This window comes from Williamsia sp., assembly GCF_036566845.1.
Taxonomy (GTDB): domain Bacteria; phylum Actinomycetota; class Actinomycetes; order Mycobacteriales; family Mycobacteriaceae; genus Williamsia.
In genome coordinates, this window is the sequence record NZ_DATCVM010000058.1 from 1 (window position 1) to 16,104 (window position 16,104).

Below are 16,104 nucleotides of genomic sequence, written 5' to 3' on the forward strand. Positions count from 1 at the left end.
AGACGAACTCTTCAAGGACCACGACTGGTACGACGACGATTGGAACGCGGTCGTCCCGGCCGGTGCTCCACTCCGCTTCGACCAGTGGGTGTCGACCGCGGTCAATCGGTGGGAATCGTCGCCGGCGCTGGCCGGCTGGGAGTTGGTGGGTGAACCCGAGACGAGTCTGTGTACGGACACCGCATGCAACTGGCAGACCAGGACGTGCCCGTCAGACGCGGGGGAGGTCCTGCGCAACTTCTTCGACGACGCGGGCGCGCTGATCCGGGCCGCCGACCCGGCAACGCCGATCTGGGCGGGACTGATCGGTGGCGGACAGTGTGGATCGGCAGGAGATGACTATCGACTGGTCAACGCGTCGGTGAACGTCGACGTTCTCGAGTATCACGACTACGGCGCTGATGGCGTTCCGCTTCCCGGCGACATCTGGAACGGCTTGTCCACCCACATCGTTCAGGCTCAGCTGCTCGGAAAGCCATTGGTGGTGACTGAGATCGGTCAGAATGCCGGCTCGTGCGGATCGCTGCAGAGCCGGGCGGACGACTTCGACACCAAGGTGTCCGGGCAGAAGCTCGCCGGAACGGACGGCGCGCTGTTCTGGGCATTCGTGCCGGATCCGAGGCCTCAGTACTGCACCTTCGACATCGGTCCGGACGATCCGGTGTTCGATCTCGTGGAGGACCTGAACACGATCGGGTGAAGTTCGCGGGCCAGCGTGGCTAGCCTGTTGTATGACCGCTGAACAGACGAATGACCAGAATACCGGATTTGACCGAATCGAATCCGAACGGGTGATCCGCGCGAGCGCGATGGACATCTTTGCTGTTCTCACCGACCCACAGGGCCACGTCGCAATCGATGCGTCAGGGATGCTGATGGACGCCACCGGCGATCGGGTGGCAGCCGTCGGCGACACCTTTGTGGTGCACATGGACCGGGAGGCACTGGGCGATTTCCCGCTGGGGGAGTACGACGTGACCGTCACCATCGCGACCTTCGTTCCCGACGTCGAGGTGTCATGGACGATCCTCGGTCGTCTCCGGCCGCAGATCGGTCATGTCTACGGGTACCGGCTCGAACCGACCGCCGACGGTGCGACGAAGGTGACGTCGTTCTATGACTGGTCCGACATCCATCCGGAGTGGCGTGAGAAGAACATCTTTCCGGTGATCCACACCAGTTCGCTGGCCGCCACCTTGGGGATCCTCGATCGCACCGTGCGCCGGGGTTATCCGCGCGAGACGCCGCGAACCTAGTCGAGTTGTCCCACTTGTGATCCCAACGGCGACGTGGTCTCGTCCGACGGCGGGGTCCACGCGTTTTCCAGTGCGCTGAGCGTCGCGTCGACTGCGGCTGTGACAGCGGTCTGTCTGGCCGGTCGCCAGCACGTCCATCAACGCGCCGAGTAGGACCGCGAGCACGCTGGTTCTCTGGATCGAGTGCTCTGGGCCGTGTGAGGTCGGTCAACCCGTGGTCGATGACGTATCGGTATGCAGCGCCAAGCAATTCGATGTGACGGGCTGACGGTGATCCGCCGGAATCTGGTGTTGCCATACGATTCGACCCTCTCGATCGGGCGGCGCGTTGGTCAGAGTTCCCGTGACCAGGGCGTGAACTCGCGCGCGAGGGTCGACGACGAGTACCCGGAGCTTTGCTGCGCTGTCTTCGTCGCCGTTGGTGCAGAAGACGCAACCGACACGCTCTCCGTTCATTTCGGCGATCCATGCCGCCTCGGCACTTGTGACTATGCGCGAAGTCGGCCAACAGTTGCGCAACGAGCGCTTCGATGCTGGTGTCCCTGGATTCGGTGTCGATCTCGTGATTCATGCTCGCTGAACACCACCTTGACTGAAACGACTGTTTCACCAACCAGCATCAGGTGCGATCCGCCATGCGTACGAGATCTTGTTGCCGGATCACGGAATAGGTCCGTGGAGGACTTAGTTGATTACAGCATGCAACTAATATATAGTTGCGGAGTGCAATTAATTAACTCTACGGGGGAGGCACCATGGCGATGTCCAGAGAGGCTGCCCGCGAGCTGATCGTTGATCTGCACTTGGTCGGCCGGATGATGCGAGGCGCGCTCGAGATCGAAGGTGACAACGGAAACCATCGAGGCGGACTCGGTGTGCTGGCGGCGCTCGCTGCCCGCGAGCCATGCCGCCAGTCCGAACTCGCCACCGACCTGTGTCTGAGTCAGTCCGTACTCAGTCGGCACATCACCGAGCTCGTTGATAGTGGCTACGTCGACCGGCTGACCGACCCCGACGACCGCCGGGCGACTCAGATGTCATTGACCCCGGCCGGGCGAGAACTGTTGTACCGCAGCAGCGAGACGCGTGCTCGGGAACTCCAGAACGTACTCGCCGACTGGTCGGAGGCCGAGGCCGAATCCGCCAGGGTCGCGGTCCAGAAACTCAAGAAATCGTTGACCGAACATGTGCACCGGGCCGTACGGCCGGTGCCCACGTCGAATCGCAAGGAAAGCCAGGAAAACTATGTCTAGCTCGACGACGGTGGTGGAAAAGAACGATCCACTGGCGATGACACACCAGCAGATCCTCAAGACGATGGTCGGGCTGCTCGCGGGTCTGTTCACCGCGTTGCTCAGTACGACCATCGTCGCGACGGCACTGCCCACCATCATCGGTGACCTCAAGGGCTCCCAGACCGCCTATTCATGGGTGATCACGACCGCGCTGCTGGCCAATGCCGCGTCCACCCCGATCTGGGGCAAGCTCGCCGACATCTTCAACAAGAAGGTCCTCGTCCAGTCTTCGCTGGTGATCTTCGTCATCGGTTCGATCCTGGCCGGATTCGCACACAACGTGCCGATTCTGTTGGCGGCGCGCGTGATCCAGGGCGTCGGCATGGGTGGTCTGACCGCGCTGGTCGTCGCCATCATCGGCAGCATCGTCTCGCCACGTGAACGCGGTCGATACTCGGGGTACATGGGTGCCACGATGGCCGTATCGATGTCCGGCGGCCCGATCCTCGGTGGCGTCATCGTGGACAGCCCCCTCGGATGGCGCTGGTGCTTCTTCGTCTGTGTGCCGTTGGCCGTCATTGCCTTGTTCCTCCTGCAGAAGACCTTGCACATCCAGACCGACCGCAAGGAAGACGTCTCGATCGATTGGCTCGGCGCGACTCTGCTCACCGCGGGTATCTCCGTCCTGTTGATCTGGGTCTCGTTCGCCGGCAAGGCCGGTTACTACGGCTGGCTCTCCAAGGAATCCGCGATGTACGTCGCCGGTGGGGTGTTGCTCCTGCTGGCCACGGTCATGGTCGAATCCAAGGTGAAGTCGCCGATCATCCCGCTCAAGATCGTTGCCGAGCGAACCACCGGTCTGGCCATCATCGGGTCGATCGCAGTGGGCATGGGCATGTTCGGATCGACGACCTTCCTGGGTCAGTACTTCCAGACCGCCCGCGGATTCTCGCCGACCGTCGCGGGACTCCTGTCGATCCCGCTGGTGGTGGGCATGCTGATCGGGTCGGTGGGCTCGGGTCAGTTGATCAGCCGCTTCGGCAAGTGGAAGCCGTACATGCTCGTCGGGTCGGTGTTCCTGATCATCGGTTTCGCGCTGCTGGGCACCATCGATCACGCGACCAATCTGTGGCTCCTCGGGGTGTTCACCCTGATTGTCGGGCTGGGTACCGGAATGCTGATGCAGAACCTGGTCCTGGTGGTTCAGAACACCGTCAGCGTTCACAACATCGGCGCGGCCTCGAGCAACGTCGCGTTCTTCCGGACATTCGGAGGCGCGGTCGGTGTCTCGGTCCTCGGTTCGGTCCTGGCCACCAGGGTTGCCGATCTGTCGGCCTCCGGCCTGTCCTCATTGGGCATCAAGGGCGGATCGTCGGGAGGCAGCCTCGATATCGGCGCGCTGCCGGAGCAGGTACAGACGATCGTACGGGCCGCCTATGGCGATGCCACCAGTGCGATCTTCCTGATCGCCGCGGCCGCCGCCGTGATCGCGCTGATCGCAGTGGCGTTCCTGCCGAACCGTCCGCTGCGCCGGACCATCGATATCGATGCCGACGCCGATCCGATGCGCGAAGGCGGCACACCGACAAAGGATCTGGTCGACGCCTGATCGGTCGCGTTGATTCGCCGCCGGCCGGTCAACCGAAGACGAGCCACGAAAACGTGGCTCGTCTTCGTGTTTTCCGAAGGTGCCAGGGATCGCGCGCAGAGCGATGAATTGTGACGGTTCGCCGGGTCTGTCCCGACATGACAGTCAGTAAAACTCTCTATTCCGCGACCATGTCACTCGACGGATTCATCGCCGGTCCCGGCGGGGACATGTCGTGGGCGACCCGGTTCATCGGCCCCAATCCCACAGTGGAGGAGATTGCCGCGCAGATCGGTGCGCTCCTCGTCGGAAAACGTACGTTCACCGGCGACGACCCGAACAAGGGGAGGGAAGGCGAGGGTGAGGCCTTCGGCGGCGGGTGGAGTGGACCACAGTTCGTTGTCAGCCATGATCCACCGGACGCCGAGGTGCCCGACGTCACGTTTGTGGACGATCTGGATCGGGCACACGAGCGGGCGAAGGCATCGGCGGGCGGAAAGTATGTCAATGTGTTGGGGGCGGACATCGCACGCCAACTGCTGGCGGCGGGGAAAGTCGACGAGCTGATGGTCTGTATCGCGCCCATACTGTTGGGCGACGGGGTGCGGCTGTTCGACGATCCGGGGTCACCTCCGGTGAAGCTCGAGAGAACCCGGCTCACGCATACACCGCTGTCGACCAACACCTGGTTCCGCGTCGTGCGGTGACGGGTGCCCGTGCGGTGGGCGGCACGCAGGCACAACCAACACGGGAGGGGCGGCATGAACGAACTCCAGCATGTAGACCTGCACGGCGAGCGCATTGCCTATGTGGACGAGGGCGCCGGCGACGTCCTGCTCCTGATTCACGGGATGGCCGGTAGCTCGGCAACATGGCGAGCGGTGGTACCCAGTCTGGCGCGTACCCACCGTGTGATCGCGCCCGATCTGCCCGGTCACGGAGAATCCGGCAAGCCGCGCGGCGACTACTCGCTCGGTTCGTTCGCGGCGACGCTGCGGGATCTGCTGCGTGAACTCGACATCGGCAAGGTCACGGTCATCGGTCAGTCGCTCGGCGGCGGTGTTGCCATGCAGTTCACCTACCAGCACCCCGAATACTGCGAACGGTTGGTCCTGATCGGCAGCGGTGGGCTCGGCCCCGACGTCAACTGGATGCTGCGTCTGCTGGCGGCACCGGGAGCTGAGCTGGTGTTGCCGATCATCGCGCCGAAACCGGTGCTGGCCGCCGGAAACAAGGTCCGGTCGTGGCTGAACTCCGCCGGAATCCAGGCGCCGCGGGCAGACGAGACGTGGCGGTCGTACTCGTCGCTCAACGACCGTGAAGCGCGGCAGGCGTTTTTGCGGACCCTCCGTTCGGTGGTCGACCATCGCGGTCAGGCTGTCAGCGCGATGAACCGCCTGTACCTGAACTCTGAGATGCCGACGCTGCTGATCTGGGGTGAAGCCGACAAGATCATCCCTGTTGCACACGGGTACGCCGCGCATGAAGCCATCCCGAGCAGCCGGCTCGAGGTCTTGGCGGGTGTCGGCCACTACCCGCATGCCGAGGCGCCCGCCAAGGTTGTGGACATCCTCACCGATTTCCTGGGGGTCGAACCGGCTCGGGCCCGGACCATCAGCTGAGGTCACCAACTCGGGCGTAGGCGTCCCGGACCGGCCAGGACGTCGAGCGAGGCCACCAGCGCGTCGAAGTTCTTGCGGGACAGCTGTTCACGCCACGCACCGACACACTCTTCGGCCGACTGCTGGGCTGCCCGTGTGCAGCCGTGCCCGCGCGGTGTGAGATCGATCAGCTGGATGCGCCGGTCGAGAGCACTGGCCTCCTTGGTCAGGTAGCCCCGCTCGATGAGATATGAAATAAGCTGCGCCGCAGCCTGTTTGGTAACCTGAAGCTGGGAGGCGATCTCGGTCGCGGTGGTGGGACCCGCCGACACTGTGGCAAAGAGGAACCCGTGGACCGGTCGCACGTCGGTGAAACCGCGGCGGACCATGCCGTCCTGTATCCCGTCGACCAATTGTGCCGACAGTCGCAGTAGTGCCGAAGCGGAATGCCAGTCGGTGTCATCCATGTGGAGGAGTATGCCATCGACAGGCAAGAGTCTTGTCTATATGGTCAAGAGACTTGTCCATATAATTCACACCGGAGGCCCACATGCCGATCATCATTCCCGAGGACGCGACCATCTTTTCCGTGCACGGCAGCACCTTCCGGGCGTACGTGAATCCGGGCCGGGGCAGCGAGCAGCTCTGCGCATGGCGTCTGGAGGTCCCCGCCCGGCAGGTCGGAGTGGCACATCGCCCTGATCACGAAGAGGTCCTGCTGATCCTGCACGGGGATCTGGCAGTGACGTTGGGCGGTGTGCGCGCAACGGCGCACACCGGAGATGCGGTCTTGATCGGCGCCGGCGCCGAGGTTCGGATCGATGGTGGTACCGAGGACGCGGCGGCGTGGGTGACCACAACCCCGGGCCTGCGGGCCACGACAGCCGACGGTGAGGTGATCGTCCCGCCCTGGGCACAGTGACTGCTCTGGGCAGCGAGTGGCAATCGGGCAGCGAATCGCAATCGGGCAGAACGGACGCGGTGAAATATCCAGGTGAAAGTGCCTCTGCAGGCTTGCTAACGTCAATCACGTGACTGTCCAATGCTGACCCGCCTCCTTCGCACCTATATGGGTGCCTATCGCTCCGCGCTGATCTGTGTCGTGCTGATGCAATTGGTGGCGACCGCCGCGATGCTGTACCTCCCGACACTGAACGCAGACATCATCGACAACGGAGTGGCCAAGGGCGATACGACCTACATCCTCCAGATCGGTGGATGGATGCTTGCGGTGTCGCTGGTGCAGGTGCTGGCATCGATCTCGGCGGCGTACTTCGGTGCCAGGGCATCGCTCGGCGCCGGCCGCGACATCAGACACGACCTCCTGCATCGAGTGGAGAGTTTCTCGGCGCGGGAGGTCGGAACATTTGGAGCGCCGTCACTGATCACGCGGACGACGAACGACGTGCAGCAGGTCCAGATGGTCGGCGTGATGGCCTGTTCGATCCTGGTCACCGCTCCGATCATGTGCGTCGGCGGGATCGTGCTGGGCGTCGCGGTGGGCGGAACGCTGGCCTGGGTCTTGGTGGTCGCTGTGCCGTTGCTCGGTATGAGCATGGCGTACATCATCTTCCGGATGGTGCCGGGATACCGGGCGATGCAGACCCGGATCGATGCGGTGAACCGGATCCTGCGTGAGCAGATCACCGGTATCCGTGTGGTCCGCGCCTTTGTCCGGGAACCGCACGAGCGCGCACGATTCTCGCGGGCCAATCGCGACCTCACCGACGCCTCCCTCTACGTCGGCCGACTCATGGCGCTGATGTTCCCGGCGGTCCTGCTGATCAGCAACGTGACCACCGTCTTCATCATCTGGTTCGGTGGCCACCTGATCGAGGACGGCAGCATTCAGGTCGGCGCCCTGACCGCGATGATCTCCTACGTCATGCAGATTCTGATGGCCGTCATGATGGCGTCATTCCTGGCCATGATGGCACCGCGGGCCGCGGTGTGTGCCGAGCGCATCTACGACGTGCTCGAGACCGAATCGTCCGTGGTTCCGCCGACGAAGCCCAAGCCCATGCGCGAGGACGCCGGCCTGGTCGAATTGCGCTCGGCGCGTTTCCAATACCCGGGCGCCGACGAACCGGTCCTGCGAGACATCACCTTCACCGCGCGGCCGGGGACAACCACCGCGATCGTGGGATCGACCGGCTCGGGCAAGACGACGCTGCTCTCGCTCATGCCGCGCCTGATCGACGTCACCGACGGCGCGGTCACCGTAGGCGGGACCGACATCCGGGACCTCGACCCGGCCGTCCTGCGCGCCGAGATCGGGCTGGTCCCGCAGCGGCCCTATTTGTTCTCCGGAACCATCGCGACCAACCTGCAGTACGGCAAGCCCGACGCCACCGAAGAAGAGATGTGGGAAGCGTTGACCGTCGCCCAGGCCGCAGACTTCGTCCGTGAGATGCCCGAACAACTCGACACCAAAGTCGCCCAGGGCGGAACCACGGTGTCGGGTGGTCAGCGGCAGCGACTGGCGATCGCCCGCGCGCTGATCCGCAAACCCAAGATCTACCTGTTCGACGACTCGTTCTCGGCGCTCGATCTCAGTACCGACGCCCGCCTCCGGGCGGCGCTGCGTCCGGCAACCCGCGAGGCCTGCGTTCTCATCGTGGCGCAGCGGATCAGCACGATCGCCGACGCCGACCAGATCGTCGTACTCGACTGCGGTGCGGTTGTCGGAATCGGTACCCACGACCAGCTGCTGGAGACATGCCCGACCTACGCGGAGATCGCGCAGTCGCAGCTGTCGGTGGAGAGTCCGGCATGAGCCGGCCAGGTGGCGGTGGCGGTGGCGGACCGATGATGGCTGCCGTCCCGATCGAGAAGGCCAGATCGTTCGGCCCGTCCGTCAAACGGCTCCTGCGCATGCTGATCGTGCGCCGACTGGCGGCGAGTGTGATGGGATTCGTCGCCGTCACGTCGGTGATCCTGACCGCCATCGGACCGTTGCTCCTCGGGCATGCCACCGATCTGATCTTCGCCGGGGTCATCGGCGATCGTCTGCCCGCGGGCCAGACGAAGGATCAGGCGGTGGAAAGTCTTCGGCAGCAGGGCGACAACACATTCGCCGACATGGTGTCGTCGATGGACGTCGTCCCGGGTACGGGCATCGACTTCGGTGACGTCGCCCGAGTCCTGATGCTGGTGTTCGTCCTCTACGTCGTGTCCGCGGTGATGACCTGGCTGATGAGCCGGATCCTGAACGTTCTCACCCAGCACACCGTGCGCGAGTTGCGTGCGGAGGTGGAGGCGAAGATCCACCGTCTCCCGCTGCGGTACTTCGACGGCAACCAACGCGGTGATCTGCTGAGCCGGGTCACCAACGACCTCGACAACGTCTCGCAGAGCTTGCAACAGACGATCGCCCAGGTGCTGAACTCCGTCCTGACGGTGTTCGCGATCCTGGTGATGATGGTCTGGATCTCGCCGTTGCTGTCGCTCATCGCGATCGTCACGATTCCGCTGGCGATCCTGGTCACCGCGGTGGTGGCCAGAAGGTCGAAACCACACTTCATGGCGCAGTGGTCCAACACCGGTCGTCTCAACGGTCAGGTCGAAGAGGCCTTCTCGGGCCATGAACTGATCAAGGCGTTCGGACGGCAGGAGGATGTCGAGAGGCGGTTCGACGAGCGCAACGAGAAGTTGTACAACGCCAGTTGGAGAGCGCAGTTCATCTCCGGCATCATCATGCCCGCCATCATGTTTCTCGGAAATCTCAACTACGTGGCCGTCGCCGTGGTGGGCGGGCTGCGGGTGGCGTCGGGATCGCTGAGTCTGGGCGATGTGCAGGCGTTCATCCAGTACTCGCGGCAGTTCACGCAGCCCTTGACCCAGATCGGGTCGATGGTCAACATGATGCAGAGTGGCGTGGCGTCGGCCGAGCGCATCTTCGACATCCTCGACGCCGAAGAACAGAGCCCAGATCCGGCGTTGCCGGAATCTCCGGATACGAGCAAGGGACTCATCACCTTCGACGACGTCTCGTTCCGCTACGTGCCCGACCACCCCTTGATCGAACGCCTGTCACTGGTGGCCAAGCCCGGGCACATGGTTGCGATCGTCGGTCCGACCGGAGCCGGCAAGACCACACTGGTGAATCTGATCATGCGTTTCTACGACGTCGATTCGGGCACCATCGAGCTCGACGGTGTGGACACCTCACGGATGACCCGCGACGATCTGCGCGAGCGGACCGGGATGGTGCTCCAGGATTCGTGGTTGTTCGGCGGCTCCATCCGCGACAACATCGCCTACGGTGACCCCGACGCCGACGACGAGGCGATCATGGAAGCCGCCCGGGTCAGCCATGTCGACCACTTCGCGCGCGTACTGCCCGAGGGCTATGACACCGTCATCGACGAAGAAGGCGGCGGTGTCAGCGCCGGCGAGAAGCAGCTCATCACGATCGCCCGGGCGTTCCTCGCGAAGCCGACGCTGCTCATCCTCGACGAGGCCACCAGCTCCGTCGACACCCGCACCGAGCTCCTGATCCAGAAGGCGATGGCCGCGCTGCGGTCCGACCGCACGAGTTTTGTGATCGCCCACCGCTTGTCGACAGTTCGTGACGCCGACACCATCCTGGTGATGGAGAAGGGCCGCATCGTCGAACAGGGTTCACACGACGAACTCATTGCCGCCCGTGGTGCCTACTACCGCCTGTACAACAGCCAATTCATCGGGCCGATGGATACCGAAGAGGATGAGGCCGGCGAGATCGAAACACCGGAGTTGTCGAAGAGCTGACCGGTCGGGAAGTTCTGACCTACTGACCGAACTGGACGTCGCCGGTGTATCCGACCATCCATTGGATGCCGTACTTGTCTGTGCACATGCCGAAGCGCTCGGCCCACTCGACCTTGCCGAGTGGCATGGTCACCTCGCCTGAGCCAGACAGCCCGTCGAACAGCTGATCGGCTTCGGTTGCGCTGTCGGCTTCGACCGACACGACAAAATTGCTGCCCGCGGTGATCGTGCCCATTTGCTCGGGGACATCGGATCCCATGAGCACACTGTCGCCGAGGGGGAGCGAGACGTGCGCGACCCCCCGCAGCTGCTCCTCGGTCATGTTCATGTCGCCGGTGTCCATGTCGCTGAAACGTGCCAGCTGCAACTCACCGCCGAACACGGATTGATAGAAGGTGAAAACCTCTTCGGTGTTGCCGTTGAAGTTCAGGTACGGATTGACTGATTTCATCGAGTGCTCCCTTGTCGAAGGTGGCCGTCGCACACTGCAGTTTACGGCAATGAACTGACGGATAAGTGGCGATTCGGTGTCGCTGCGCAGACGGCTCCGCGTGCGTGATCACGACCGTCCGGCAGGGAGTCGAGCCGGCGGCCGGTGCCATTCGGTGATCGTCAGCAGAATGCCCGGTTCCATGTAAATGGTTGCCGCACTGGGCAAATCGTGTCAGATTACATCGATCTCGGGTCGGCCGTCGGGAATCGTGACCAGGGCCCGGCGATGCAGTTGATTGGTGGGATCTGCGATCGAATCGGCAACGCGGAACTCGGCGTTCCACTCGCTGTGGCTGAGCGTGTTGAGCACGTAGCCGCGCTGCGCGTTGCCGAACTTGACGTGAGGCGATGAGGCCTTCAGCAGCCGGTCGTTGTCGTCGCTGTCGGCGCCGTCTTTGCCCGACGAGATCGACGTACCGGCCAACTCCACGCCGATGGTGTCGGCCGGACGCGAGTACGTCGGTTTGAGTTCCGACACCACCGACCGGTGGATGTCGCCGACGACAGAGACGAGGTTGCGGACTCCACGATCGCGGGCGCCGTTCAGGATTCGTGATCGCGACGCCTCATATCCACTCCAGCCGTCCATGCTGACCGCGCGTGTGCCATCCTTCGTCCGGGCGAGGTCGGCGATGGTGGTCTGATGCGCGAGCACATTCCATCGCGCCGTGCTCGACCCCAGCCCGTCGAGTATCCAGCGCTCCTGAACATCGCCGGTGATCGACCGGGTCGGATCAGCCGTCAGTTCGGTCTGCGGCCCGTCGGTGTCGCCGCCGGCCTGATCGCTTCGATACTGCCGTGTGTCGAGCACGCTGAATCTGGCGATGTCACCGAAGTCGAACCGGCGATAGATCTGCATGTCCGCACCACCAGGCCGGAGACCGGCGCGGACCGGGGCGTTCTCCCACCATGCCTTGAACGCCATGGCCCGACGTGCCAGGAAATCCGGAACCGGTGCACCTTCTTCGGAAATGGCTGCGGCCCAGTTGTTCTCGACCTCATGATCGTCCATGGTGATGACGAACGGCGATACCCGGTGGGCGTTCTGCAGCTGCGGGTCGAGCTTGTACAACGCATACCGGTCCCGGTAGTCGTCCAGCGTGGCCATCTCGTAGAGGCACGACTGTGGCATCGCGTTGGTGTTGCGGCGGCCGCCGCCGATCTCGATGCCCTTCTCGTACACGTAATCTCCGAGATGAAACACCACATCCGGTGCGGCCGCGGCCAGGTCGTCGTAGGCGTTGAAGAAGCCGTCAGCCCACGACTGGCACGAGACCCACGCGAAGGTGAACGCATCTGTCCGCGAACCCGGCGCCGGCGCCGTTCGGGTTCGGCCGGTGTCGGATACGTGGCCGGTGGCACGGAATCGATAGAAGTAGTCGGTGGCAGGTTCGAGTCCGCGGACGTCCACATGGACGCTGTGTCCGTCCCGGGGTATCGCCAGCTCCACTCCGCGCCGGATCACTTGCCGAAAACTGTTGTCGAGAGCCACTTCCCACTCCACCGGAACGGGAACCTCGGTCATCCCGCCACGGCGCTGCAGTGGTGCGGGGGCCAGACGTGTCCACAGGACAACAGCATCCTGAAGGGGGTCGCCGGACGCGACGCCGAGTGTGAAGAGATGATCACCCCGGCTCGCGGGAACCGGGTACGCCGTCGGCACCTCGACCAGTCCGGGGGTGAAGGCGAGCGCACCCGCCACACCGGTCCAGGTCAGGAATTTGCGGCGCGACATGCCACGGCGGATGGTCTTGTCAGGACTGATTCGAACGTTGTTCGGCACACTGGCAGCGAATCAACCCGACGTGGCCGCGCGAGAACCACTGGGTGAAGGTCATGCGAAACGCGAACGAAGAGGCCCGAACCGGCGACGCTCCGGGCAGTGAGGCGTTACTCGATGTCGATGGCGAACGAGTGGTGTTCGTGCGTCACCGTCCACCGGGCGTTGTCTTTCCGCAACCCGACTGTGAGCCGCAATCGTCGATCCGGATCATCGGCAAAATCTTGCGCGGTTCCACATCGCAGCAACATGTGCGCGAACGCGACATCGGAGCCGGCGGAGATATCCATGTCGACGATGTCGAAAGTCGCACCGCCGGCCTGCCACTCGAAGAACTGCGGCCACGACCTACGGTACTCGTCGATACCCCGGATGCCGTTGTGAGGCGGGGGAACATCGAACATCACGATGTCGGACGAGTGGTCGGCGAGGACCGTGTCCAGGTCGCCGGTATGGACGCCCTGCGCCCAGCTGTTGAGGAGGACCCGGATGTCCTCGGTGTCATCAGACATGGTGTGTCTCCTCGCCGGCGGTCAGACCCGCCGTAGACGGTTTGGTCTGTCCTGGGTTCTGACCACCATCCGGTGGAGAACTCATCGGTTCGCGTGCAGCGCGCCGGTGGACGTCACCCCGAAGCTGGAGTCCAACCGAGCTTGGGGGCGAGGTGCGTCGCCCTGTCGGTGAGGATCTGTAGGTAGTCGGGGTCGTCGAACGAGAACGGTAACGCGAAGGTTGCCTCCTGGGTGCGCTGGAACCCCGCGTGGGCGAACAGTTGGTCGGCGATCTCCTCCGAGGTCCCGACGATGTCCGGAGCGAACAGCATCCTGCGCGGTCCCTGCGGAGACAGCGTCCGCTCGAATCGGGACGCGGCGTAGTCCCGTTGGTTCCGAATCTGCTCGGGGCCGGCCGAATCGGTGGGAATGACCACCAGACCCTGTGACACACGCGCTCTTTCGGGATTCGGGTGGTGCGCCCGGTAGGCGTCGATGTGCTGTGCCTGAATCGTGGCGAAGTCGAGTGTGTCGGATCCCGCCGGGTCAGGTCTCGCTGTGTCCGACCCCTCGGCGGTGACCACCGAACTGGTCAGATGGTTCAGGCCCTGCCCCCGGCCCAGATCGCCGACGACAACCTGCCGCCATACCAGAGTCGGTCGATCAACCCGGGGGAGTGGGGCGGCACGATGCGTGAGAACTCCTCGATACCAACGGTTCCCTCGAACGGGCTGACCGGGACACCCCGGATGTTGTTCATGAGCCGGCGGACACGGTCTTTGCTGAAGTTCTCGATCGCGTGGGTCTCCGGATAGAGACTGGTCTTGAAATCGTCGTACCGCATCGGGGTGCCGACGGAGACGCCGGGATTGAGTCGGCCGCCGGAGAGGAGATCGACCGTGGCGAGGTCTTCGGCGGCCGAAGAGGATCCTCGAGCCAAGCGGGATGACCGCGGTGCCCAAACCGATGCGGCTGGTGCGCTGTGTGGCCGCAGCAAGGACGGCGACAGGCCGGGCTTGTCGAGTGGTTCGCCGGGCAGTGGCACGGCTACCGTCCTTCGAGTCGTGGCGCTGTGAGCACAAAGCCGGAAAGTTGAAAATGGTTGTCTCGGACAGTGGTCTCTGATTTAGTTACGTCACCAGCCGTATCGTAATCTGCGTCACATTTCAGGTGTGGGGCACAAGCTTCCGAAGGGGTATCGGTGGCAGCTGACCAGCCGCTTGCTGACATGAGACTGCAGCGTACGAGTAGAGACGCAGCAACACTTCCGGCGAGACTCGCCTCGTGGCTGTCGACTGTCCTGCCCGGTGGCGTCACACCCACCGTAGAGGTGGACAGTGGCATCGACAGCAACGGGATGTCCTCGGAGACAATAGTGCTCACCGCCACCTGGGAATCTGATGGTGAAACCACGTCTCGCCGGTACGTGGCCCGCGTGACACCGGCCGACGACGACGTACCGGTGTTCCCGCAGTACCGGCTCGACCACCAATTCGAGGTGATGCGGTTGGTGCGTGACATGACCGACATACCCGTGCCGCAGGTGCGCTGGATGGAACCCACCGGAGACGTGCTGGGCACACCATTCTTCCTGATGGACCACGTCGACGGGATCGTTCCCCCCGACGTCATGCCGTATACGTTTGGCGACAACTGGTTCCACGATGCGTCCGTTTCCGACCAACGAGCAGTGCAAGACGCAACGGTGGCCGTCATCGCCGAACTGCATTTGATGCCGAATGCGGTGACCACGTTCGGATTTCTCGACGAGGGGAACGACGGCGACACCGCCTTGCGGCGCAACGTCAACTGGTGCCGATCCTGGTACGAGTTCGCCGCCGGTGCGATCGGGCGATCGGCGTTGCTGGATCGGGCATTCGACTGGCTCGAAGATCACTGGCCCGCCGATGCCGACGCCGCGGAGCCGGTGCTGTTGTGGGGCGACGCGCGCTTGGGTAACACGCTATATCGCGACTTTCGTCCGGTGGCCGTCCTCGACTGGGAGATGACCACCGTCGGACCCCGCGAACTGGATATTGCCTGGATGATCTTCGCGCATCGCGTGTTTCAGCACATCACCACGAGTCTGGGCCTTCCCGGTATGCCGGACACACTGACCGAACGCGATGTCGTCGCCACGTACACCGAACTGACCGGGGTGGCAGTGGGCGACCTCGACTGGTTCTACGCGTATTCCGCGGTGATCTGGGGGTGCGTGTTCATGCGCACGGGGGCTCGGCAGGTGCATTTCGGTGAGATCGAGATGCCGGACGAAGTGGATGGCCTGTTCCATCATCGGGCACTCCTCGAACAACTCATCGGCGCGGGCGAAGGGGATGCACAATGATCGGACCACTTGACGAATATCCCATCCATCAGGTGCCTCTGCCCATCGGACATGTCGACTCGAGCGATCGAAACTTCTACGACCGCAGTTACTTTAATGCCCATGACCGCACCGGCGACATATTTGTGATCACCGGTGCGGGCTATTACCCGAATCTGGGCACCAAAGACGCGTTTGTGTTGGTGCGACGGGGCGATGTGCAGACCGCGGTCCATCTCGGTGACGCCATCGATTCGAACCGGCTCGATCAGCGTGTCAACGGCTACCGGATCGAGGTGATCGAGCCGCTGCAGAAGTTGCGTCTGATTCTCGAACCCACCGAGGGCGTCGCCATGGACATGACCTGGGAGGGTTCGTTCGACCCGCTGCAGGAGCAACCGCATGTCTTGCGGACCGGCAGTCGAATCACATTGCAGGCACAGCGATTTGCCCAGGTCGGAACCTGGAGCGGTACCTTGTCGGTCGACAGTACCGACATCGCCGTCGATCCGTCGACATGGGTCGGGACCCGGGATCGGTCGTGGGGTGTCCGTCCGGTTGGAGAGGCCGAGCCGGCGGGGCG

13 protein-coding genes and 3 pseudogenes are annotated in these 16,104 nt (G+C 63.5%); 11 read left to right on the forward strand and 5 right to left on the reverse strand.

Annotated elements, in window-relative coordinates; translation table 11 throughout:
• The 6 genes and pseudogenes from VIQ49_RS05185 to VIQ49_RS05210 all read left to right on the forward strand — a co-directional run.
• Positions 1 to 700, forward strand: a pseudogene (locus VIQ49_RS05185) (beta-mannosidase); the annotation flags it as partial.
• A 31-nt stretch (positions 701 to 731) separates the two neighbouring features.
• On the forward strand, positions 732 to 1,256 hold the full coding sequence (locus VIQ49_RS05190; protein ID WP_331881596.1) for a polyketide cyclase: 525 nt from the start codon (positions 732 to 734) through the stop codon (positions 1,254 to 1,256).
• A gap of 755 nt (positions 1,257 to 2,011) precedes the next feature.
• On the forward strand, positions 2,012 to 2,509 hold the full coding sequence (locus VIQ49_RS05195; protein ID WP_331881597.1) for a MarR family winged helix-turn-helix transcriptional regulator: 498 nt from the start codon (positions 2,012 to 2,014) through the stop codon (positions 2,507 to 2,509).
• A gap of 37 nt (positions 2,510 to 2,546) precedes the next feature.
• The gene (locus tag VIQ49_RS05200) at positions 2,547 to 4,100 is read left to right on the forward strand and encodes an MDR family MFS transporter (RefSeq protein WP_331881615.1); all 1,554 of its coding nucleotides are present in this window, start codon (positions 2,547 to 2,549) and stop codon (positions 4,098 to 4,100) included.
• Between the two features lie 137 nt (positions 4,101 to 4,237).
• Complete coding sequence (locus VIQ49_RS05205; protein WP_331881598.1) at positions 4,238 to 4,786, forward strand: dihydrofolate reductase family protein; 549 nt, start codon at positions 4,238 to 4,240, stop codon at positions 4,784 to 4,786.
• Between the two features lie 54 nt (positions 4,787 to 4,840).
• Positions 4,841 to 5,701 carry an alpha/beta fold hydrolase gene (locus tag VIQ49_RS05210; RefSeq protein ID WP_331881599.1) on the forward strand — a complete coding sequence of 287 codons (861 nt, stop codon included), beginning with the start codon at positions 4,841 to 4,843 and terminating at the stop codon, positions 5,699 to 5,701.
• Between the two features lie 2 nt (positions 5,702 to 5,703).
• On the opposite strand, the gene VIQ49_RS05215 is transcribed toward VIQ49_RS05210, so the two are convergent.
• A complete protein-coding gene (locus VIQ49_RS05215) occupies positions 5,704 to 6,147 on the reverse strand; it encodes a MarR family winged helix-turn-helix transcriptional regulator (RefSeq protein WP_331881601.1) in 444 nt (147 codons plus the stop codon).
• Between the two features lie 83 nt (positions 6,148 to 6,230).
• On the opposite strand from VIQ49_RS05215, the gene VIQ49_RS05220 reads away from it, so the two are divergent.
• The 3 genes from VIQ49_RS05220 (at position 6,231) to VIQ49_RS05230 (ending at position 10,432) form a co-directional block, all read left to right on the forward strand.
• Entirely contained in the window at positions 6,231 to 6,602 is a 372-nt protein-coding gene (locus tag VIQ49_RS05220; RefSeq protein WP_331881603.1) for a cupin domain-containing protein, read from the forward strand.
• Between the two features lie 120 nt (positions 6,603 to 6,722).
• Positions 6,723 to 8,456, forward strand: a complete 1,734-nt coding sequence (locus VIQ49_RS05225) for an ABC transporter ATP-binding protein (protein ID WP_331881605.1) — start codon at positions 6,723 to 6,725, stop codon at positions 8,454 to 8,456.
• Positions 8,453 to 10,432, forward strand: a complete 1,980-nt coding sequence (locus tag VIQ49_RS05230) for an ABC transporter ATP-binding protein (protein WP_331881607.1) — start codon at positions 8,453 to 8,455, stop codon at positions 10,430 to 10,432. Before VIQ49_RS05225 ends, VIQ49_RS05230 begins: the two co-directional genes overlap by 4 nt.
• 19 nt (positions 10,433 to 10,451) lie before the next feature.
• On the opposite strand, the gene VIQ49_RS05235 is transcribed toward VIQ49_RS05230, so the two are convergent.
• The 4 genes and pseudogenes from VIQ49_RS05235 to VIQ49_RS05250 all read right to left on the reverse strand — a co-directional run.
• Positions 10,452 to 10,883 carry a VOC family protein gene (locus tag VIQ49_RS05235; RefSeq protein ID WP_331881610.1) on the reverse strand — a complete coding sequence of 144 codons (432 nt, stop codon included), beginning with the start codon at positions 10,881 to 10,883 and terminating at the stop codon, positions 10,452 to 10,454.
• 213 nt (positions 10,884 to 11,096) lie between these two features.
• Positions 11,097 to 12,659 (reverse strand): alkaline phosphatase D family protein, encoded by a 1,563-nt coding sequence (locus tag VIQ49_RS05240; protein WP_331881618.1) that lies wholly within the window; start codon positions 12,657 to 12,659, stop codon positions 11,097 to 11,099.
• A gap of 155 nt (positions 12,660 to 12,814) precedes the next feature.
• Positions 12,815 to 13,216: a YybH family protein gene (locus VIQ49_RS05245; protein ID WP_331881612.1), complete on the reverse strand. Its 402-nt coding sequence runs from the start codon at positions 13,214 to 13,216 to the stop codon at positions 12,815 to 12,817.
• 113 nt (positions 13,217 to 13,329) lie between these two features.
• Positions 13,330 to 14,205 (reverse strand): annotated as a pseudogene (locus VIQ49_RS05250) (LLM class flavin-dependent oxidoreductase); the annotation flags it as partial.
• Between the two features lie 218 nt (positions 14,206 to 14,423).
• Between VIQ49_RS05250 and VIQ49_RS05255 the strand changes: the two are divergent.
• Entirely contained in the window at positions 14,424 to 15,542 is a 1,119-nt protein-coding gene (locus tag VIQ49_RS05255; protein ID WP_331881621.1) for a phosphotransferase family protein, read from the forward strand.
• Positions 15,539 to 16,104, forward strand: a pseudogene (locus VIQ49_RS05260) (hypothetical protein); the annotation flags it as partial. The gene VIQ49_RS05255 and the pseudogene VIQ49_RS05260, both read left to right, overlap by 4 nt.